20 protein-coding genes are annotated in these 21734 nt (G+C 52.7%); 9 read left to right on the top strand and 11 right to left on the bottom strand.

The genetic code is table 11. The annotated features are described in order from the left end of the window. Position 1: 1 nt before the first annotated feature. From ACO0LC_RS00735 to ACO0LC_RS00715, 5 genes are all read right to left on the bottom strand, one after another. Positions 2 to 427 (bottom strand): DUF2141 domain-containing protein, encoded by a 426-nt coding sequence (locus ACO0LC_RS00735; protein ID WP_422999622.1) that lies wholly within the window; start codon positions 425 to 427, stop codon positions 2 to 4. A gap of 332 nt (positions 428 to 759) precedes the next feature. Beyond that, positions 760 to 1503, bottom strand: coding sequence for a LytR/AlgR family response regulator transcription factor (locus ACO0LC_RS00730; protein WP_422999620.1), 744 nt, complete (start codon positions 1501 to 1503; stop codon positions 760 to 762). Positions 1504 to 1519: 16 nt separating this feature from the next. Then, complete coding sequence (locus ACO0LC_RS00725; protein WP_422999618.1) at positions 1520 to 2584, bottom strand: sensor histidine kinase; 1065 nt, start codon at positions 2582 to 2584, stop codon at positions 1520 to 1522. Between the two features lie 129 nt (positions 2585 to 2713). After that, on the bottom strand, positions 2714 to 3214 hold the full coding sequence (locus tag ACO0LC_RS00720; protein WP_422999616.1) for a cupin domain-containing protein: 501 nt from the start codon (positions 3212 to 3214) through the stop codon (positions 2714 to 2716). A 46-nt stretch (positions 3215 to 3260) separates the two neighbouring features. Next, positions 3261 to 3659 (bottom strand): carboxymuconolactone decarboxylase family protein, encoded by a 399-nt coding sequence (locus ACO0LC_RS00715; RefSeq protein ID WP_422999614.1) that lies wholly within the window; start codon positions 3657 to 3659, stop codon positions 3261 to 3263. Positions 3660 to 3998: 339 nt separating this feature from the next. Between ACO0LC_RS00715 and ACO0LC_RS00710 the strand changes: the two genes are divergently transcribed. From ACO0LC_RS00710 to ACO0LC_RS00690, 5 genes are read left to right on the top strand one after another with little or no spacing between them, the layout of a single operon-like run. Beyond that, positions 3999 to 4499 carry a TlpA family protein disulfide reductase gene (locus tag ACO0LC_RS00710; protein WP_422999612.1) on the top strand — a complete coding sequence of 167 codons (501 nt, stop codon included), beginning with the start codon at positions 3999 to 4001 and terminating at the stop codon, positions 4497 to 4499. After that, complete coding sequence (locus tag ACO0LC_RS00705) at positions 4499 to 4750, top strand: DUF4266 domain-containing protein (RefSeq protein ID WP_422999610.1); 252 nt, start codon at positions 4499 to 4501, stop codon at positions 4748 to 4750. The genes ACO0LC_RS00710 and ACO0LC_RS00705 overlap by 1 nt, the downstream gene beginning before the upstream one ends. Before the next feature lie 32 nt (positions 4751 to 4782). Further along, the gene (locus ACO0LC_RS00700; protein WP_422999608.1) at positions 4783 to 5913 is read left to right on the top strand and encodes a DUF3570 domain-containing protein; all 1131 of its coding nucleotides are present in this window, start codon (positions 4783 to 4785) and stop codon (positions 5911 to 5913) included. Positions 5914 to 5930: 17 nt separating this feature from the next. Then, on the top strand, positions 5931 to 6824 hold the full coding sequence (locus ACO0LC_RS00695; RefSeq protein ID WP_422999606.1) for an FAD:protein FMN transferase: 894 nt from the start codon (positions 5931 to 5933) through the stop codon (positions 6822 to 6824). Positions 6825 to 6849: 25 nt separating this feature from the next. Continuing rightward, the gene (locus ACO0LC_RS00690; protein ID WP_422999604.1) at positions 6850 to 8109 is read left to right on the top strand and encodes a DUF4214 domain-containing protein; all 1260 of its coding nucleotides are present in this window, start codon (positions 6850 to 6852) and stop codon (positions 8107 to 8109) included. A 116-nt stretch (positions 8110 to 8225) separates the two neighbouring features. Here the strand turns inward: ACO0LC_RS00690 and ACO0LC_RS00685 are convergent, their stop codons facing one another. The 3 genes from ACO0LC_RS00685 to ACO0LC_RS00675 all read right to left on the bottom strand — a co-directional run bounded on the left by ACO0LC_RS00685 (position 8226) and on the right by ACO0LC_RS00675 (position 10692). Continuing rightward, complete coding sequence (locus ACO0LC_RS00685; protein ID WP_422999602.1) at positions 8226 to 10055, bottom strand: AMP-dependent synthetase/ligase; 1830 nt, start codon at positions 10053 to 10055, stop codon at positions 8226 to 8228. Between the two features lie 164 nt (positions 10056 to 10219). After that, entirely contained in the window at positions 10220 to 10354 is a 135-nt protein-coding gene (locus ACO0LC_RS00680) for a hypothetical protein (protein ID WP_422999600.1), read from the bottom strand. 113 nt (positions 10355 to 10467) lie between these two features. Continuing rightward, positions 10468 to 10692 carry a hypothetical protein gene (locus tag ACO0LC_RS00675; protein WP_422999598.1) on the bottom strand — a complete coding sequence of 75 codons (225 nt, stop codon included), beginning with the start codon at positions 10690 to 10692 and terminating at the stop codon, positions 10468 to 10470. A gap of 100 nt (positions 10693 to 10792) precedes the next feature. On the opposite strand from ACO0LC_RS00675, the gene ACO0LC_RS00670 reads away from it, so the two are divergent. Next, positions 10793 to 11437 carry a LysE family translocator gene (locus ACO0LC_RS00670; RefSeq protein WP_422999596.1) on the top strand — a complete coding sequence of 215 codons (645 nt, stop codon included), beginning with the start codon at positions 10793 to 10795 and terminating at the stop codon, positions 11435 to 11437. Between the two features lie 114 nt (positions 11438 to 11551). Then, on the top strand, positions 11552 to 13063 hold the full coding sequence (locus ACO0LC_RS00665; RefSeq protein WP_422999594.1) for a DUF3369 domain-containing protein: 1512 nt from the start codon (positions 11552 to 11554) through the stop codon (positions 13061 to 13063). Positions 13064 to 13366: 303 nt separating this feature from the next. On the opposite strand, the gene ACO0LC_RS00660 is transcribed toward ACO0LC_RS00665, so the two are convergent. Both ACO0LC_RS00660 and ACO0LC_RS00655 read right to left on the bottom strand, forming a co-directional pair. Then, a complete protein-coding gene (locus ACO0LC_RS00660; RefSeq protein WP_422999592.1) occupies positions 13367 to 15337 on the bottom strand; it encodes a GAF domain-containing sensor histidine kinase in 1971 nt (656 codons plus the stop codon). Between the two features lie 45 nt (positions 15338 to 15382). Further along, complete coding sequence (locus ACO0LC_RS00655) at positions 15383 to 15841, bottom strand: Lrp/AsnC ligand binding domain-containing protein (protein WP_110254407.1); 459 nt, start codon at positions 15839 to 15841, stop codon at positions 15383 to 15385. 150 nt (positions 15842 to 15991) lie between these two features. Between ACO0LC_RS00655 and putA the strand changes: the two genes are divergently transcribed. Then, complete coding sequence (gene putA, locus ACO0LC_RS00650) at positions 15992 to 19651, top strand: trifunctional transcriptional regulator/proline dehydrogenase/L-glutamate gamma-semialdehyde dehydrogenase (RefSeq protein WP_422999590.1); 3660 nt, start codon at positions 15992 to 15994, stop codon at positions 19649 to 19651. 129 nt (positions 19652 to 19780) lie between these two features. Continuing rightward, positions 19781 to 20425: a TetR family transcriptional regulator gene (locus ACO0LC_RS00645; RefSeq protein WP_422999588.1), complete on the top strand. Its 645-nt coding sequence runs from the start codon at positions 19781 to 19783 to the stop codon at positions 20423 to 20425. Positions 20426 to 20493: 68 nt separating this feature from the next. Here the strand turns inward: ACO0LC_RS00645 and ACO0LC_RS00640 are convergent, their stop codons facing one another. Beyond that, positions 20494 to 21720 carry an arabinose transporter gene (locus ACO0LC_RS00640; protein ID WP_422999586.1) on the bottom strand — a complete coding sequence of 409 codons (1227 nt, stop codon included), beginning with the start codon at positions 21718 to 21720 and terminating at the stop codon, positions 20494 to 20496. Positions 21721 to 21734 lie beyond the last annotated feature (14 nt).

Below are 21734 nucleotides of genomic sequence, written 5' to 3'. Positions count from 1 at the left end.
CTTAGCGCAATTTGATGCTGATGAGCTTGCCAGCATCCGGCAATTGCACCAGCGATTGTGCAAAGCTAGGTGGCCCGTAGCTGCCCTCAGCATCATTGCTGAAGCCATAAGGCTCGACAGGCATGCCTATGGGATTGGTATCCAGTTTGCCATTGCTGTTCTCATCCTGGAACACACTGAGGGCATAATCGCCGGGTGCTAAATCAGGAATGAGCAGTTTGACCTTGTCAGCCTGGGCATCTACGGCTGCCACTCTGAAAGGCTGTTTCAGGAAATTTTCTGACTTGTTATACACAGCGACCATGACCTTGCCTTTGCTGCTTTTCAGCCCCGTCACTTCTACCGTCAGCTCTGCTGCCTGGGCCACGCCAGTCACTGCGAATGCAACGCTCGCCGCCAAAATCATAGTTTGAAAATAGTGCTTCACCGTCTGTCTCCCGTAGTTTGCATCGCCACTTGCGATACCCGTATCTTGCCGCGCCTGCGGCGGGCTTGCCGGGGTATGCGACGAAGGCAGACCCAGATGGCGCGAATTGCTTACCTGGTTCGCGAACTGCTGCAGGACTAGGAGAAACCATACCCGTAGGAGCGGCTTTAGCCGCGAATGGTTGATACAGACGGGAATATGAGGTACGGCGTATTGTTCGCGGCTGAAGCCGCTCCTACAGGGCATAGAAAATAGGATCATCGTCAGTCAACAGAAACCCATCCCCATCCCAAGCTCCCTCCTTGAAGAGGAAGGAGAAAAGCCGCCAAAACTCAGATGGACATATCCCGCAACATGCGCGAAGCCTCGCGATTCGCCAGCAAGACACTGCCATCGCGCATATGCAGGCGTAATTGTGATTGCTCGTCGGCTTTCATGGACTCAACAAAATCCAGGTTCACCAGCAGCGAGCGGTGTATGCGTATGAAGCGTGCCGGGTCTAGGCGGGTTTCGAGTTCGGTGATGCCCAGCCTGACCAGGTGGGTCCGGTCGCCGACGATAATGGCAGTGTATTTGGCATCTGCTTTGAGATAGGCGATGTCGTTCACATTGACCGGGAAGATATGGCCACGGTCACGTACCAGTATGCGTTCCAGCCTTGCGGTATCGCGACCGGCGGCCAGATTGAGGGCATGTTCCATGGCTTGCATGGAAGGGGGTGCATCCAGCAGGCGGTCTACCGCGGCATCAAAACGTTCACGGGTAAAGGGCTTGAGCAGGTAATCCACCGCATGCAATTCAAAGGCGGTCACGGCATACTGGTCATACGCCGTCGTAAACACGATTTCTGGCAAATGACTGAGGCGGCGCAAAACTTCGAGACCAGTCATCTCGGGCATTTGTATATCCATGAAGACTACGTCAGGCTTGAGCAGATTGATTTGCGTCAATGCCGTGACGCCATCGGCAGCTTCACCGATGAGGCTGAGTTCTGGCCTGTCGCTGACGGCATCGCGCAAGACTTCGCGGGCCAGGGGTTCATCTTCTGCGATGAAGGCGGTTTTAATTTTGCTCATGATTTGATTCTTATCTTCACATCGAAGAGATAGGTATGGTCAAGCATATTTCAAAACCCTGCCCTGGTGCAGTATTAATGGTGAAACTGGCGCGCCCGCCATATTCAAGATGCAGGCGGCGCTCTACGGTTTTCACGCCTATACCGCTTGACGCCTGCACTTCTGCCAGCTCAGCTCCGGGGCCATCGTCGCGGATGGTGATTTCCAGTTCACCTTGCAAGGCCTTGAGCCTGGTCTTGATGAGGAGCTTGCCAGGCTGGCTGCGCGGGTTGAAAGCATGTTTGATGCTATTTTCCACCAGTGGTTGCACTGTCAGTGCTGGCAAACCAAAGCCACCAGCCATTTCATCGAGCTGCCAGTCCACATTGAGCCTGTGGCCCAGGCGCAAGGCTTCCAGGTTGAGGTAATCGCGGACGAAGTTCAATTCATCTTCAAGGGCAACATGAGTACTACCGTTTTTCTCGGTATCGAGCACATAGCGCAGCATGTCGGAAAAACGGAAGAGCGCGGCCTCGGCCGCTTTGCCGTCCTTGCGCATCAGGGCAATGATGGAATGCAGGGTATTGAATAAAAAGTGGGGATTGAGCTTGTTACGCAAGCTGGCCAGTTCTGCCACGACCAGCAAGCCCTGGGCCTGGGCAGCAGCCAGCATTTGCAGGCGGCGTGCGTCGCTGGAACGTACGGAATGAAAAATGCTGGCAACCACGCCATACATCATCAGGCTATACAGGAAGGGCCAGATATAGGCACTCAGGGGGCGTACTTCTTCAATTTCCTTGACATGTACTATCAATTGCATGAAGCCACTGATCAGGTAGTGCCAGAAAAAACCGAAGACCACACTTAGCAAAATATGGATGAACACGATGCTGAGTGGGCGCAGAGCCTTGCGTTCCATCCAGGCAGTCAGGGGCCAGATCAAAGCCAGGGTGAGCGCTGCTGGCAAAGTATTGATTTCTGAATACAGCGCCAGTTGCAAATCGAATTGCCCTTTGGACAAGCCATCTACCTGTATCGCCAAAGCAATCAGGATGGAATACGCTATCCATGCCAGAGTATAAAAAAGCCACATGCGGCGCATCACTTATCCTTTTACGCTATCAAGCCCGTCCAGAGTATCCGGCAATTCTTGCCGGACAGCTACTGTGATGACACCAAATGAGGAATTAGGGTGCTTAGTTGCAAAGCCTGCGCCGCTGTTTAATCCTTTTCAATCCTTCTCGCGTTCCCAATATGCCAGCGTCGCTGCCTGGTCATAGCCTTCACCGGCCAGTTGCACGCTGATGCGCTTGCTATCGGGGTAGACAATCACATCATGTGGATTACGCTCGCCTATGATCAGGTAGCGGCATACCGCATCGGTATGATTGAACAGGCTATGGCCGACCTTTTGCCCGGCCGGGAATACCATGTAATCACCGGCTTTCATGATATAGGTCTGATCACCCATGCGCAGGGTCAGGCTGCCGTCCAGCAGCATCAATTGTTCTTCTTCCAGGTAATGATAATGGTTGGGGCAGGCGTGCTTGCCGGGGGCCAGTTCTTCCATACACACACCTACGTGCTGGCATCCGCCATATTGGCCCAGCTGGCGATAACGTGAACCAAAACTCTGCCCGTGGGAATATTCATCCCAGGGTACATCCTCCACCGCAAACGGACGGCTTATCCCGTCTTCAGTCAGTGCAATGGCTTTTCTTTTCTCTGTCATATCTGCTTCCTTAGAAATCTCAGGTTGCTATTGAGGTTGCTATTGCTTAGGCGATGTCTATCTTGCCCATCTCCAGCAAGACTTCGTGGGCAGAACGGTAGGCGTCGATGGCCAGTGGCATGCCGCAATACACACTGGCATGCAATAGTACTTCTTGTATTTCTTTCATGCTGGCACCGTTATTGACAGCACCGCGTACATGGCCCTTGATCTCATGTGCGCGGCCCAGGGCCGTTAGCATGGAGAGGGTAATCAGGCTGCGGGTTTTCAAATCCAGGCCGTCACGGCACCAGACCGTACCCCAGGCATTGCGGGTGACAAATTCCTGCAAGGGTGCAGTAAAGGCATCGGTATTGCTGAATGCTTTCTCGACAAAGGCCTCACCCATGACTTGCTTGCGTATTTGCAGGCCGTCTTCAAATTGCTGATCCATGTTAGCTTTCATGCGCTTTTCCATTTCCATTCAAAATTCATTTGTTTTTGCACAAACATGCTAGCCAGATAGACAAGCAGGGTCAAAACAGCAATGCGATCTGTTGTTTTTAAGTAGCGATGCAATTTGCTAGAGAGATTATGTTAATTTGGAAACTTGTTTGAGAACAGACTTGTTTTAACTGCATTCCCACGTTACAGTTCATTACAGAAAACTCGGTATCTTTACCAATGCCAGGATTTATTTATTCTGGGCTGGGCTTATGATGGATGTAAAACGCCAGTTGCTGGTAGGACCTACGTCTATCCAGCGCTGCACTCACTTATCCTGCAAGACAGGCAAGGCCGCACCATGGAATTTCTGAATCTGAAGGCAGCAGTATTTTTTGCCACCTCCCTGGCCTTAAGTGTGCCTGCGCTGGCACTGGAAACCGGCAAACCCGCGCCTGAGTTCAGTGCCCAGAGCAGCAAGGGCAATATACAACTGGCTGATTATCACGGCAAAGTCGTTTATCTCGACTTTTGGGCATCCTGGTGCGGGCCATGCAAGCAATCCTTTCCCTGGATGAATGCCATGCAAAACAAGTATGGTGCACAAGGTTTCCAGGTCGTCGCCATCAATCTCGATACCAAACAGGAAGATGCGCTGGAGTTCCTAAAATCCACGCCTGGCAATTTTCATATCGCCTATGACCCCAAGGGTGTCATGCCGCGCCAGTATGAAATCAAGGGTATGCCCAGCAGCATCCTGATAGACAGAAGTGGCAAGATACTGTCACAGCATGCCGGTTTTACGGAAGCCAGCAAGGCAAAAATTGAACAAGCCATACAGGCTGGTCTGGGGAGTAAATGATGAGACAACTCAAGCAAAGCAAACATCTTCACAAACTGGCCTTGCTGGTCCTGATGCTGTCCTGCACCGCTTGCGGCAATATGCAACTGGTACAAGCTGTACAACCCTGGGAAAAAGGCAAGCTGGCCAAGAAGGAAATGACTTTTGACCATGATGCCCTGGAAAGCAAATTCGCCGAGCATACCTATTCGAGCAAGGAATCTGCCTTTGGTGGCACGGGTGTTGGTGGCGGCGGTTGTGGTTGCAATTAATGAATAAGCGTGGACAAGGCTAAGAAAAAAGCATGAAACCAGTCACTTTGAAATCCCCAGACAAGCTCGCTACCAGCTTATTGGCTGCTGCACTGGCCTTGCCCATGATGCAGGCTGCACATGCAGAATCGGCTCCGGACAAGGGCGTGATCAGTCTGAAATTACTAGATTACCAGGATAGTCAGCCCGGCGAAGACCGTGTCAAGGTGCAGGCCAGCGCTCTCAAAGTCATGGCTCCCTTGTCGGATGAATGGTCAGTCGGTGCGACCTATGTGACAGACAGTATTTCTGGTGCCTCGCCAGCCTTTCATAGCTATGGTCTGGTCAAGCTCAGGGATTTTCGCCGGGCACTGGATGCCGAAGTCACCCGCTATTTTGCCCATCATACTCTGACCCTGGGTGCCAGCGCATCGAGTGAATCAGATTATATTTCGCGTGGCATGTCAGTACAGGGCAGCCAGTTCAGTGAAGATAAAAATACCACCTGGACTGCAGGCCTGGGCTTTGCCAATGATACCGTCAGCGCCTCCACCGGCAGGGTCAAAGGTGAGAACAAGCAGGTGACGGACGTCTTGCTCGGCCTGACCCAGGTCATGAGCATGAATGATATCGTGCAGGTCAATGCCAGCCTGGCCCATGCCAAAGGTTATTTGTCTGATCCCTACAAGGCTTTTGACAAGCGCCCGGATGAGCGTAATAGCTACACCCTGCTCACACGCTGGAACCATCATTTCGATGCCACAGGCGGCAGTGCGCGCATCAGTTACCGCTATTTTGGCGATAGCTGGAAGATCCGGTCGCATACCTTCAACCTGGAATATACCCAGCCTTTTGCCCAGGGCTGGAGCATCACGCCCATAGTGCGCATCTATAGCCAGAGCGCGGCCAGTTTTTATGTCAATGCACAGCCGGAAATTTATCCTTTTGCGCCCAACCCACCCGAAGGTGCACAAAATTATTCAGAAGACCAAAGGGTCTCGGCCTATGGCGCCCGTACTGTGGGCATCAAGCTGGCCAAGCAGATTAATGAGGACTGGCAAGCCGACGTGAAGTTTGAGCAGTATCAGCAACGTGCTTCTTACCGTTTGTTTGGCAGCGGCAGCCCGGGCTTATTGCCGTTTGATGCCAGGACCATACAACTGGGAATATCACGACAGTTTTAGTGACTGAAGACAAATTTATGCAGATTTACCGCATCCCTTTCAAGGCCATGGCCAGTACCTGTGAAGTTGTCATTGCAGATACCGACGAACAGGCAATGTTTGCCAAGGCGCAGGAAGCGATTGCCGAAGTAAGAAGGATAGAGGTCAAGTATTCGCGCTACCGACCAGACAGCATAGTCTCGCGCATCAATACCCAGGCGGGTGGCGGTGCTGTAACCTGTGATGAGGAGACGGTGGCCTTGCTGGATTATGCCCAGGCCCTGCATGAGGCCAGCGAAGGCTTGTTCGATATCACAGCGGGCATATTGCGCCAGGCCTGGGATTTCAAGAGCCAGAGGATGCCAGCGGCAGATGAATTACAGGCTTTATGTCAGCGTATAGGCTGGCATAAAGTGGAGAGAGCAGGCAACAGACTGAGGTTGCCACTGGCAGGCATGGAAATCGATTTTGGCGGTTTTGGCAAGGAATATGCAGCAGACCGGGCAGCCTCAGTATTAGAAGTGGCAGGTGTCACGCATGGCTATGTGAACCTGGGTGGCGATATACGGGTGCTGGGGCCCAAGCCGGATGGCCAGGCCTGGATCATGGGTATACAAGACCCGCGCCAGCCAGACAAGATAGCCGCCAGCATCCCGCTTACATCGGGGGCGCTGGCCACCAGTGGCGACTATGAAAAATATCTTGAAGTTGGCGGACAGCGTTATTGCCATATCCTGAATCCGCAGACCGGCATGCCGGTCAGGCAATGGCGCAGCATCAGCGTGCTGGCACCGGTGGCTGCGCTGGCTGGCAGTTGCACCACTATAGGCATGCTGAAGGAAGAAAATGCACTGGAATATTTACGACACACAGGCTTGCGTTTTCTGGCAATAGACCAGCAGGGCAGAGTACATACGCAGGCGGATGCCTGAACAGAGATTTTAAGGAGTATCTATCATGACTACAGTAGTCGGCGACGATGGCAATAATACCTGGACCGTCATTAATCCATCAACCTTTACCCTGGATGGCAAGGGCGGCATAGACACGCTCAATCTCGGAACTTCACTGCGCTCCAGCTATACCATCACCAAGGCGGCAGATGGTTCTGTGCATATCGATACCCTGTCTGGTGCCAGCGGCGAATTGCATGCAACGCTACTGAATATGGAAAGACTGGTCTTCAACAATGGCCAGGATGTGCTGGACTTGCTGAGTTTTTTTGGTGATACCACACCACCTACGGTCATCAGTTTCAGCCCGGCCACGCTGGCCACCAGCGTGGCGACCAATAGCGATATCGTGCTGACCTTCAGTGAAGCCGTCAAGGCGGGCAGTGGCACGATCAGCCTTTTGAATGCCGACGGCAGCACAGTCGCTACTTACAATATTGCCCAGAGCAGCAATGTCAGCATCAATGGCAATACCGTCACCATCAACCCGACCAATGACTTGAACAATGCCAGCACCTACAAGCTGAGCATACCTTCTGGTGCCATCAAGGATCTGGCTGGCAATAACTTCATAGGCACCAGCAGTTATTCCTTCACGACTGTTCCCAAGGCTGTGCCTGGCGGCATCATAGGCACGGTAGCAAATGACACATTGAATGGCACGGCCGGCAATGACAGTTTCAACGGCCTGGCCGGGAATGACACTATCAATGGCGGCGCTGGCCTGGATACGGCGATTTATGCGGGCAAACGGGCAGACTTTGCCATTACTGCCAGCGGTGCAAATTTTATCGTGCTAGACAAAACCGGGGCCGAGGGCACGGATACCGTGAACCAGGTAGAGCGTCTGCAATTTGCCGACATGTCCGTGGCACTGGATATCACCAGTACACCTGGCATAGCCTACCGCATCTACCAGGCGGCATTCAACCGCGTCCCGGACCTGGCAGGCTTGGGTTACTGGATAGGGCAGATGGACAAGGGCCAGACCCTGCGCGACGTTGCCAATAGTTTTGTGGTCTCTGATGAGTTCCACAGGTTATATGGGAATAACCCGAGCAATGAGCAAGTCATCACTGCTTATTATCAAAATGTATTGCATCGCGCACCAGACCAGCCTGGCATGGATTACTGGCTGGGGCAACTGGCCACGGGCAAGGATACGATAGCCACCGCACTGGCAGGCTTTAGTGAAAGCGCCGAAAACCAGGCGCAAGTGATCGCCAAGATACAGAACGGTATAGATTTCATCCCATTTGGATGACACATATTGATGTGGCAGTTTGCCGCGTCAGCATGTGGATAAGTCCATTTTAATCAATGAAAGACCAGGGTGCGCCGTGCGCACCGTTCTCCTGTTAATTAGCACTATCAGCGCTATCAGCGTTTATACACAGCCTTGATATCCTCGGCAAAATGCGCCAGCAGATTATTGCGCTTGAGCTTCAAGGTTGGGGTAATCAGGGTGTTTTCCACAGTCCAGGCTTCCAGCGTCAAGACCGCGGCACGCGGTTGCGCATAGTAGGGGAAGTTCTTGGTCAATTCCTTAATGCGCTGTACTACTGCCTCTTGTGCCTTGGGGGATTTCAGGCAGGCTGCATCATTCGCATCCAGGCCCAGCGAGCGTGACAATTCCAGCCAGTAAGCACGGCTTAGCACCACAGCACAGGCAATGAAGGGGGAGTTTTCACCAAAGGCATAGGCTTGCTCAAATACCGGGTCATTGGTAATTGCCAGTTCCAGATCGACAGGAGCAATTTTTTCACCGGTAGAAGTGACGATGATTTCTTTCACGCGACCGAGGATGCGCACCCGTCCATCGACGATGGAAGCCTGGTCACCGGTACGCAGCCAGCCATCGATAAAAGTCTTGGCGGTATCTTCTTCGCGCTTCCAGTAACCGCGCATGACATTCGGGCCACGTACCTGGAGTTCGGCATTGTCACCTATGCGCACTTCTACATTTTCCACAGCACGGCCTACCGTGGCAGGGTCATTGTCATCAGGAGCATTAAAGGAAACCACTGGAGCAGTCTCGGTCATGCCATATCCTTGCACAATAGGGATGCCCAGTCCCAGGAAACATTGCGAAATTGCCTGCGACAAGGCCGCACCGCCACTGACTGCCACCCGCAGGCGACCACCAAATTGTTGTTTGAGTTTGCTGGCAATCAAGGGTTCCAGCACCAGCCAGCGCAAGCCATCCAGCAAGCCTGTCATGCCATCGCCTTTCAGCAAACCCTGGCTGCGGCTGAAACGACGCCAGCCGGTGGCAATTGCCATATTAAACAAACCTGCCTGGAATGCCGAGGCAGACAGCTTGGTCTGGATAACGCCATATACCCGCTCATAGATGCGCGGCACCGAGATCAGGATAGTCGGCCTTACCTCTTGCAAGTCTTGCGGCAATTGCTTGACCGAGCGCGAGAAAGCAACGCAGGCACCAGCCGCCACCGGCAGGTAATAACCAGCCGTACGCTCAAAGGTATGCGACAGGGGCAGGAAGGATAAAAACACATCGCTGATGACAGGCGACACCCTGTGCACAACTGCCTTCACATTCGACATCACATTGGTATGCGTCAGCATGACACCCTTGGGTTTGCCGGTCGTGCCTGAGGTGTAGACCAGGGCAGCCAGATCATCGGCCACCGGACCTTTTACACTGGCCTGCAAATGTGCCGCACTGGCCAGCCATTCATCAATGTGCAATACGGGGACACTGACTGGCAAGGAGGCTGCATCCAGGTTTTTTTGCAAGACCACAACCTGGCGCAAGGCTGGCAATTCCAGCCCCACATCGGCAATTTCTTTCCATTGCTGGTCAGTTGCTGCGATTAAAAAAGAGGCATCACTGTCGCACAGGATGTAGGCAATACTGGCCGGGTTATCCAGCGCATGCATGGGCACGGGTACGAAACCACAAGCCTGGGTAGCCTGGTCCATGCAGATCGCATGCAAGCCATTCGGCAACAGGATGGCAATACGGGAACCATGTTCCAGTGCCAGCGGTGACAAGGCCTTGATGAAGCCCTGCATGCGCTCTTGCGTCTGTTGCCAGGAATAAGATATCCACAAGCCCTGGGCATCATCAAATTGTCTATAGGCTTCTGCATCAGGGGTTTGTGCTACCCGCCAGGCAAATAATTCTGCCAGGGTTTGCACTGTGGATAAGTCAGGAGTTGTTACTGTTTGGGCAGAGGTAGACATGAAATGCGAAGCAAAATTATACAAGCCAGCAGCAAGTTTTCAAGCGAACCCGGGAAAACTTGCTAGTTCGTGTTTAAACGAAAATGCCGACTAAAAGCGTCATTATGCAGCAAATTGCGAGTGGTCTTATTATGTGGGCACAATGTAGGCACAAAATGCCCGTTTCATATCCACAGCATCAGTGCAAATTTAAACAAAAGCACAATAATCCCCGTCACTACCCAGAACAAGACTTGCACTGTCTGCTCGCGTGAGAGTTGGAACTCAGCTTTGCGCTGCTGGTTCGCATGGTTTTGCATGGTCTTTACGCTGGCAAAGGCTTCACAGCCACACACCTGGCATTATTGGACTTGCTTGCTGTTTTCTGCTGTACAGGCATGACAGACCCAGTCATAGCTTAATTTTTTAGGATTCATGCGTCCGCTTCCAGCGACTTTTCAGTCAGTTTTTTGTATTTTTTATAGAGAAAAGGGGCAAAAAACAGACCAGGCGGACCAAACAATACGATCTGCACCACGGCTGAAATAATCAACGAACGGCTCAATACCAGTAGCAGGAAAAACAAAACGGCCTCCATTACCAGACAGACGAGCACTGTCTTCCAGATGGGGGATAAGTTATTCCAAAATTGCTTCATTTGTGAAATCCTGAAAAATCAAAATCTTTGCTTACAAGATGGATTTGCAATTCTCAGTATAATCAGCTTCTTCGCAAGCCCATCCCATACCGGAGTATATATGTTAGGCACGCAAGACCTCATCCAGTTCATCATCGCAGGCATCTTACTTAATATCGCCCCTGGTCCCGATTCCATCCTCATCATGACACGCAGTGCAACGCAGGGCTGGCGCGCTGGCTCGGCGGCAGCGCTGGGCATAGGTACCGGTACTCTGGTGCATATCATGGCAGCGGCCCTGGGTTTATCGGCTTTGCTGGCGACTTCTGCAACTGCGTTTACCATCGTCAAACTGGCGGGGGCGGCCTATCTGTTGTACGTGGGTGTATCCATGCTGTTGAGCAAGGCGAAATCTGCAGGGCAAACGCAGGCAGGCAATGCCAGCCAACCTGTGCTCAGCCATCGCAAGATTTTCATGCAGGGTTTTCTGACGAATGTACTCAATCCCAAAGTAGCGATTTTCTTCCTGGCTTTTGTGCCACAGTTTATTGCGGCGGACGCCAGCAACAAGCCGCTGGCCCTGATCGTCCTGGGCTGTATCTTCAATTTCAATGGCATGATCTGGTGTCATTTCCTGGCAGTATCGACGGCATTTGCCAGGCAACGCATGGCTGTCAACCAGACTGTCACGCTGTGGCTGAACCGCTTTATCGGCCTGATGTTTGTTTCTTTTGGTATCAAGCTGGCCTTGTCGAATAAAAACTGATGGTGTTATCTGACTTGTGACAGATGACAGAAATGTATACATAATAAGGAAAAGCAGGGCCAATTAATTCATTCAGACTCATCCATCCATGCAGGTTTTGAGGGGATATACGTCATGTCTTTCTTGTCATCGAATACAAAGCCGCTGCCGCCCTGGAAAGTCTTGCTGGTTGATGATGAACCTGATGTTCACGATGTCACCAAGCTGACACTGAGCCGTTTTCGCATGGATGGAAGACCACTGCTATTTCTCGATGCCTATAGCGGCGCAGAGGCTAAAACCATGCTGGCCAGCCACCAGGATATTGCCCTGGTATTTCTCGATGTGGTCATGGAAAAAGAGGACAGCGGCCTGGAAGTAGCGCGCTGGTTGCGTCAGGAACAGGGCAATCAGTTCACCCGCATCGTCTTGCGCACAGGTCAGCCTGGTCAGGCACCGGAAGAAAATGTCATCGTTGATTATGACATCAATGATTACAAGGAAAAAACCGAACTCGACCGCAAGAAGTTGTTCACCACCACCTTCGCCGCCCTGCGGGCCTACCGCGACATCATGGATGTGGAACAGGCCAGACGCTTCCAGGCCACTTATAGAGAAGGCCTGGAGCGTGTCATCGAAGCCTCCGCCCATATCTTCAAACAACGCAATCTGCATGATTTTGCCAATGGCTTGCTGCAGCAAGTGGTCGCTCTGTTGCGGCTGGAACAAAGCCTGCTGGTGCGCCTGCGCGGTGCCAGCGGCATCTCGGGTGCCGACAGTTATGAAGTGCTGGCCAAGATAGGGGAGTTCGAGGATGACAGCCAGATTTTTACCGATGAGCTGGTGCAGCAATTGCACGAAGCCTGCGCCAACCGCATCTCACTCCTGAATGGTGATACCTATGTAGGTTATTTCCCGAATAGCAGTGGCAAGGCATCTTTGCTGGTACTCAGGGGGGTGCATGATGTTGCCGAGATCGATGCCAAATTGCTGGAAGTATTTTCTTCCGGCGTAGCGATCGCCTTCGATAATATTTTACTCAACCAGGAAATCACCGATACCCAGAGTGAAATGATCATGCGCCTCGGTGACGTGGTGGAATCGCGCTCGCATGAAGCCAGCAACCATGTACAACGCATGGCCGAGGTTTCTTACCTGCTGGCAGTGGCTTCTGGCATGTCCAGGGATGAAGCGAATATCCTGCGGCAAGCCGCGCCCATGCATGACATAGGAAAAATCGCAACACCTGATGCGGTTTTACTGAAACCCGGCAAACTGGATGTCGCCGAATGGGAAATCATGAAGCAGCATCCCGACGTAGGCGCATCGATACTGGAAGGTTCACAAAGACCCATACTCAAGGCAGCCGCCATCATCGCCCACCAGCATCATGAAAAATATGATGGCAGTGGTTATCCACAAGGCTTGCGCAGCGAAGACATCCACGTCTACGCCCGCATCGTCGCCGTCGCCGACGTCTTCGACGCCCTCATGCACGCCCGCTGCTACAAACCGGCCTGGGAACTCGACGCCGTTCTCAGCCACCTGCAAAACATCAGCGGCAGCCACCTTGATCCGCGTTATGTGGACTTAATGATTGCCAATGTGGATGAGGCGCTGATGGTGAATGCGCGGTTTCCGGATTGAGGTTGTTGGGATTGTTTTTAGCCTGATTATTAGTCACCTGCACACGTCATTTGAGTTTACAGGCCGGGGGTAGCCCGACCTGCAATCTTAAATGACGTGTGAATGTATTTGAAAATCAAGCATGTAAAACAATACGAACCTGAAATTAATATACTCAAAAGTATATAACGAACGCCACTGGATTCCAGCTAAAAGCACGCTGGAGCGCCAGCCCGGTGGAATGACGTAGCTTAGTATGCAGTCTATCACCGGTTTGCGATTTCAAATCTTGTACAAAAATACCAAAAATGAAGATGCAAAAACCTAAGCCCCCTCCCTCACCGGCAAACTCCTCCTCTGCGGAAACCGCAGTTGATACCGCAATCCTTCTCCCAGCACGCTAGTCGCCCTGACCGTGCCATGCAAAGCCCCGGTTACCAGGTTATACACGATATGCGCCCCCAGCCCGCTGCCGCCCTGACCGCGCTTGGTAGTAAAGAATGGCTCAAACAATTTTTTCATGGCGCTGTCATCCATGCCTATGCCATCATCGGCAAATTCCAGCTCTACCTGTTCCTGCGCCAATTGCACGCGGATAGTCACCAGGCCCTGCTCACGCCCATCAAAGCCATGATGGATGGAATTCATCAGCATATTGGTGATGATTTGCGATAGTGCACCGGGGTAGTTTTTTACCAACACGCCAGGCTCACATTCCAGTTTGACAGTGATGTTCTTATTCTTGATCTTGGGATGCAGGGATAGCAGAATTTCTTCCAGATAAGCGCGCATATCAAATTCACGCATGCTTTCTGAAGACTGGTCTACCGCCACTTGCTTAAAACTGCGTATCAGGGCTGCACTGCGCTGGCAATTGCTGGTCATGATGCGCAAGGACTGGTCCATGATGTCGAAGAATTGCTGCAAACCATCTTTGCTCAAGTGGCTCGCCTCAAAGTCTTTGCGTATCAAGGCCAACTCTTCGACCATGTGGCTGGTGGCTGTCACACAGATGCCTACCGGGGTATTGATTTCATGGGCAACACCTGCCACCAGGCGTCCCAGGGAAGCCTGTTTTTCCTGGCTGATGAGTTCTGATTGGGCAGTTTGCAGGGCCGCCAGGGTATGGTTCAGGGTCTCGTTTTGTAGTGCCAGCCTGGTATAGGCATCGTGGATTTCGCTATCTGCCTTGATACGCGCCAGGGCAGAGGCGACATGGTTGGCGACGAAGGCCAGCAAATCAAGATCTGCCTCGCTATAGATGATGTCTGCCTTGTAGCTCTGGACGATGATGACGCCATGGATGTAATCATCGTCCAGCATGGGTGCCCCCATCCAGCTGACCAGGTCGCTGCTGCCCAACACCTGTATCTCACCATCGCTGACCAGCTTTTGCAAACGCTGCTGGTCTATCAGCTGCGCGCGGCGCTGATGCACCACATAAGAAGTCATGCCTGCGCCCATGGGGAAGCGCTGGCCCCTGAGGTCGGCGTCTTTTTCATCCCGCATATACTGTATGCTGAACTCATCTTCTTCAGGCAGGTACAGAGCCACCATGAAATTTGGCACCTGTAATAACTGGCTGACGATGTCATGCAGGCGCGAGAATTTCAGCTCGGTTTCCGTGGCGGTGATGGATAATTCAGCGATTTCATACAAGACTCTTTGCAGGGTTTCAGCACGGCGTCTTTCCTTCACCTCATGTTCCAGCAGGGCAGTTCTGTCTGCTACTGCCTGCTCAAGACGGTCCAGGCTTTGTACAGCCTGCAAGGAGGTGGAAATATGATTGGCGATGAGGGCAAACAGGGCCTGGTCTTCTTCGCTATAGGTATGCGATACATCATAGCTTTGTATGACCATTGCCCCCAGCGGCTGCTTTTGCTGGTCCAGCAGCGGGCAACCCATCCAGTGTTCAGCACGGGCACCGCTGCCCCAGGCTTCACCACCAGCGGCAATGACGGCGCTTTCCCTGGCCGCGTCTTCTTCCGCCGTCATCAGCAAGGGCTTGCGATTCAGTATGATCCAGGCAGTGGGTGACTGGTCGGGTGTAGCCAGCACAAACCAGGCGGCCGGGTCCATGGGCGCGTCAATTTCATCGACGCGATAGGCATAGCGTATGGCGTGCTGCTGTTTATCGTAGAGAGCGACATAGAAATTGGCCGCATACATGATGCGGCCCAGTGCCTGGTGCACTGCTCGCAAGAACCCGGTGACATCGCTGGACGAAGCAGAAATCTGGCTGATTTCCAGCACCATGGATTGAACGGCTTCAAGGCGTTCCAGGCGCGCTTCCATGACAAACTCCCCAAGGAGATATCTACAGCGAAATCAATAACGGACTTACTTGATGGGCAGACAGCTGGTATTCTTGACTTCTTCCATCACTGCATAGGTATGCGTTTCACGCACACCATTCAATTGCAGCAGCGATTTGCCGAGGAAATCGCGGTAGGCATTCATGTCTTTGACACGCGCCTTGACCAGATAGTCAAATCCCCCCGCCACCATATGGCATTCCAGCACTTCAGGGATGGCTTGTACGCCACGCCGGAAAGCGTCGAACACGTCTGGTGTCGTGCGGTCTAGTACAACTTCAATGAAAACCAGCAAGGCCACATCAAGCAGATGCGGATTGAGCTGGGCTGTGTATCCTAGTATGTAGCCGGATTCTTGCAGCTTGCGCACGCGTTCCAGGCAGGCCGCAGGGGAGAGGTTAACCCTTGTTGCCAGTTCTACATTACTGATACGGCCATCGTTTTGCAATTCGGCCAGAATTCTTTTACTGATTTTGTCGAGCATAAGAAGTCAAAAATCGTCAGTGTGGTGGTTAATAATATTCGGCATAATTTTCTCACAAAATAGAAAATTTCGATATATGTTCTGATTTCCAGAATTAATCCTCGAAGAGCATCTATACAATGAAATCATATTTGTTTTGATTATTTTTATATGATTGCGATCAACGTGCCAACCAATAACTCGCCTTTTTCTGCCCTGCAAGCAGAGCTGCTCGCCCCTGCCAGCCCCCTCAGGACTGCCATCACAGAAGCATACCGCCGATCAGAGCCAGATGCTGTGCAATGGCTGCTAGGCAATGTCAATCCGCAGGAAGATCAGCAAAAGAGTGTTGCAGAACTGGCACACCGTCTGGTCAGCAATGTGCGCCAGCAACGCACCCGCGCTTCTGGTGTCGATGCCCTGATGCATGAATTCTCATTGTCTTCAGAAGAAGGCGTAGCTTTGATGTGCCTGGCCGAAGCCTTATTACGCATCCCCGATCATCAAACCGCAGACCGCCTGATTGCCGACAAGATCAGCAAGGGCGACTGGCGCAAGCATCTGGGTGAATCACCTTCGCTGTTCGTCAATGCCGCCACCTGGGGCTTGTTGGTGACTGGCAAGCTGGTCAGCACGAATAGCGAACAAGGCCTGGGTTCTGCCCTGACACGTTTGATTGCCAAGGGGGGGGAGCCACTGATACGCAAGGGCGTGGATATGGCCATGCGCATGCTGGGCAACCAGTTCGTCACTGGCCAGACCATAGAAGAAGCCCTGAAAAACAGCCAGGATAATGAAAAACGCGGCTACCGCTATTCGTATGACATGCTGGGTGAAGCGGCGCTGACTGCCAAGGATGCAGCTTTCTATTACAAGGCCTATGAAACTGCGATTCATGCGATAGGCAAGGCCTCGAATGGCCGTGGCATCAAGAATGGCCCTGGTATTTCCGTCAAACTGTCTGCCCTGCACCCGCGTTATTCACGCGCCCAGCGGGAACGCACGATGAATGAATTGTTGCCCCTGCTGAAAAAATTGCTGTTGCTGGCCAAGCAATACAACATCGGCCTGAACATCGATGCAGAAGAAACCGACAGGCTGGAATTGTCGCTGGACCTGATGGAGGCACTGGCCTTTGATGCTGACCTCAAAGGTTTTGAAGGCATAGGTTTTGTGGTGCAAGGCTATCAAAAACGCTGCCCCTTCGTGATCGATTATCTGGTTGATCTGGCTCGCCGCAGTGGCAGCAAGTTCATGATACGCCTGGTCAAGGGCGCTTACTGGGATGCAGAAATCAAGCGCTCGCAAGTCGATGGCATGAGTGGTTTCCCGGTCTACACCCGCAAGGTCTACACTGACTTGTCTTACCTGACTTGTGCACAAAAACTGCTGGCCGCGACTGATGTGATTTATCCACAGTTTGCCACGCACAATGCCCTGACTTTATCGACCATTTATACCTGGGCACAAAAAGCCGGTATCACTGATTATGAATTCCAGTGCCTGCATGGCATGGGTGAGACTTTGTATGACCAGGTAGTGGGTAAAGACAAGTTGGACAAACCTTGCCGTATCTATGCCCCTGTCGGCTCTCACCAGACCTTGCTGGCTTACCTGGTACGCCGCCTGCTGGAAAATGGTGCGAACTCCTCCTTCGTCAACCAGATCGTTGATGAAAGCGTATCCATAGAATCCATGCTGGCCGACCCGATAGCCGTCTCGCGTGAACTTGGCGGTGCACCGCATGCAGCCATTGCCTTGCCCAAGGATTTGTTTGGCAAGGAAAGAAAAAACTCTGCTGGCCTGGATTTTTCAAATGAGCTGGAACTGCAAAAAATCAGCGCCCACTTTGCCGAGAGCAGCCAGCAAAGACTGGTGGCCTCACCTATCCTGCATGGCCAGGTATCTGCGACGCAAACCCGTCCTGTGAATAACCCCGCTAACCAGCTCGATGTCGTCGGTGAAGTCATAGAAGCAGATGCCCAGGATGTGCAAACTGCCCTGCATGCGGCAGAACAATATGCGATGGACTGGCAAACCACAGCACCGGTAGAACGCGCCGCTGCCCTGAAAAAAGCCGCCGATTTGCTGGAAGCACAAACCCTGGATTTTATGGCGCTGGCCATACGTGAAGCCGGTAAATCCCTGCCAAATGCACTGGCAGAAGTACGCGAAGCAGTAGACTTTTTACGCTATTACGCCGCCCAGGTAGAGAGCCAGGCAAATACCCAGGCGCTGGGTCCGGTTGTTTGTATCAGCCCATGGAATTTCCCGCTGGCCATCTTCATCGGTGAAGTCAGTGCTGCACTGGCGGCTGGTAACGTCGTGCTGGCCAAACCGGCAGAGCAAACCCCGCTGATCGCTTATCGCGCCATACAACTGATGCATGAAGCTGGTGTGCCACGTGGTGCCCTGCAATTCTTGCCAGGCACGGGTGAAGTGGTTGGTGCGCAACTGGTAGCTGATCAGCGCGTCAAGGGCGTAATCTTTACTGGCTCGACTGAAGTCGCACAAATCATCAACCGCACGCTGGCAAAACGTGCAGTGGCTGAAGGCATCGATATCCCGCTGATTGCTGAAACCGGCGGCCAGAATGCCATGATCGTTGACAGCAGCGCCTTGCCTGAGCAAGTCGTCAATGATGTCTTGTCATCGGCTTTTGACAGTGCTGGCCAGCGTTGTTCAGCCCTGCGCATACTGTGCCTGCAAGAAGATATCGCTGACAAGACCATAGAAATGCTGCACGGTGCCATGCAGGAATTGCGCATAGGCCAGCCCGACCGCCTGGCCATCGATATCGGCCCTGTTATCGATGCAGAAGCACAAAACAATTTGATGAACCATATCAATGGCATGCGTGACAAAGCCAGGTCTTTCTACACACTGGACCTGGCAGCTACTTGCCGCTCTGGTACTTTTGTTGCACCTACCGTCATGGAAATCGCCAACCTGGCCGACCTCAAAAAAGAAGTATTCGGCCCGGTATTGCATGTCTTGCGCTACAAGCGCAGCGATTTGCCTGCACTGATAGATCAGATCAATGGCACGGGTTTTGGCCTGACGCTGGGTATCCATACCCGCATCGACGAAACCATAGATTTCATCATCTCCCGCGCCCATGTAGGCAATATCTATGTGAACCGCAATATCGTCGGTGCGGTGGTGGGCGTGCAGCCCTTTGGTGGTGAAGGCAAATCCGGTACCGGCCCCAAAGCTGGTGGCCCGCTGTACCTGAAACGCCTGCAGCGCACACCTGTGACAGGTTTGGGTGGACATACCGTGTATGAACGCCAGTCACCACCAGCGCTGGAAGCCTTGCTGGTCTGGGCACAAAAACAGGGCCATCAAAAAATTGCCGAGCTGGGTGAACACTATGCCCACAACAGCCCTTACAAAGTGACCCAGGTTTTGCCTGGCCCAACGGGTGAGCGCAATACCCTGTCTTTTGCGCCGCGTGGCCGTATCTTCTGTGCGGCGACTACCGTCAACTGCCTCGTCAATCAACTGGCGGCTACCCTGGCTACCGGCAACCTGCCAGTTTTGCCTGCCCAAACCATGGCTATCCTGCCTGCTGGTTTGCCAGTTGAAGTCAACAAACTCCTGATTACTGCCGAAGCAGAACAATGTGGTGCCCAGTTGGCCCTGGTGGAAGGTAGTTTGCTGTCGCATTACAAACTCTTGTTTGCCGGTCTGGATGATGCCATCGTCTCGGTTGTGGAAACCCATGACCATGTAGAAATACCATTGTGGCGTTTGATGGCTGAACGGGCACTCTGCGTGAATACCACCGCTGCGGGTGGTAATGCGAGTTTGATGACTTTGGCGACCTGATCGCTTTCTGTCTTGTCGTAGTAAGTGGAAAAAGCTCCTGAAATCAGGAGCTTTTTTTATGGATGGGAGAGTTAGCGTTTAAGATACAGTACTTCTTGCATAGGCTTAATTCATCATTTCCACACGCTCATGAGCAAACGTCAAACCCCTCCTATTTCTTCAAGAAAGCAACCCCAGCAAAGCCGCTCGGCTGACCTTGTGGCCACCATACTGGAAGCTGCCCTTCAGGTTTTGCAGAGAGAAGGCGCGCAGAAATTTACCACGGCACGAGTGGCAGAAAGGGCGGGGGTCAGCATAGGCTCTGTGTATCAATATTTTCCTAACAAGGCAGCCATCCTGTTCCGCTTGCAAAGCGATGAATGGCGGCAAACCGGTGGGATGTTGCGCGACATACTGCAGGATACCCAGCAGGCACCGCTGCAGCGCTTGCGCACCCTCGTCCACGCCTTCATCCGGTCAGAATGTGAAGAAGCGGAAATGCGCAATGCCCTGACCGAGATCGCGCCGCTGTACAACGATGACCCCGAAGCCCATGAAGCATGGCAATATTGGGACGCTACCGTCCAGGTATTCATCGCAGAGTTGCTGCCCGCAGCATCGGCAGCAACGCGCTCCATACTGGAAGAATTGATTTCCACCACACTTGGCAGTGCTGGCGAACATGTCTCTGCGCATGGCTATCCTGCCGACAGGGTAGATGCATACGCAGATGCCATGGCTGATATGTTTTGTGCCTACCTGAGCAGCATCAAAAATAAGAGTGGTCCAAAATGATCCAATACGCCTGATCATTTCAGGCGGTACTTGCTTTTGTAGGGTGCGTTATAACGCACCCTACCATCTTAGTTTTTTTGTATGCCGACAGGTGCTTTACCTAACAAGCGCACTGCAATCAGCAAAGACAAACCTACCGCCACTCCACCCGCAAGAAATACCGTATGTACGCCCCATTGCCCGGCGATAAGGCCAGCCAGCGGACTGGCGATACCCAGTGAGATATCCAGGAAGGCAACATAGGCCCCCATGGCAACACTGCGGCTTTGTGGTGGTGCGCGTCTTGCGGCCTCTACCCCAAAACCCGGGAAGGCAAGCGAGTAACCAAAGCCGGTCAGGGCTACACCCAGATAGCTAATAATCGTCGTATCTGCCCACCAGATCAGCAATAATCCAGCAGCTTCAATGATGACACTGACCAGGGCAACCCTGGCCCCACCCAGCTTGTCTGGCAAATGTCCAAACAAGATGCGTGCACCTATGAAGGCCACGCCAAAGGCCGTGAATGCCAGAGATGAATTACCCCAGTCCCTGGCTGCAAACAGTAATGCAATGAAGCCCGTGATCACGCCAAAACCTATGCTGGCCAGGGCCAGACCCAGGCCGGGTATGAGGACCAAACCGAGTACTTTGTAAAAAGCCATGCGTGTGCTGGCTGCAGGTAGCAGCGCTGGCACACGTGAGGCGATCAATAATGCCAGCAGCGGTATCAGGATAGTGCCTATCGCAAGGCCGGCAAAACCCTGGTGTGCATTCAGGAAAACACCGATAGGTGCACCCAGTGCAAATGCACCGTAGATGGCAATGCCTACCCAGGCCATGACCTTGCCTGCATTTTGTGGGCCCACCAATCCTATTCCCCAGCCCAGCGAACCAGTGACGACCAGGCTTTCGCCCAGGGCCAGCACAACACGCCCGCTCAGCAATATCCAGACTGAAATCGCGGGGGTAGAGACAAAGGGCAAAGATGCTAGGTACAGCAGGCCAGAACTGGCGATGATGAGCAAGCCCGTCACAACGGCGAGTTTAGTACCACGGCTGTCAGCAAAATTGCCCGCCCATGCACGGGTAAGCAGGGCGACAATGAATTGTGCGCCGATAACCAGCCCGACCACCAGAGTGCTCATGCCCAGACTTCCATGCAGGTAAAGGGGCAGTACGGGTAACTGCATGCCCATGGTCAGAAAACCTATAAAAACAGCGAATGAGATTGGCAGTAATTTCAAAAAAACATGAGCCCCAGTCGCTGCAGGCGCAGCTGACAAGGGTGGTGAGGATTGTGAAGATAAAGACATAAAAAAACTCCCTA

Origin of the sequence: Undibacterium sp. JH2W (assembly GCF_049340425.1) — a bacterium.
Taxonomy (GTDB): domain Bacteria; phylum Pseudomonadota; class Gammaproteobacteria; order Burkholderiales; family Burkholderiaceae_D; genus Undibacterium.
Note: the sequence above shows the minus strand (reverse complement) of the source record. Positions and strands in the feature narration are given on the sequence as shown.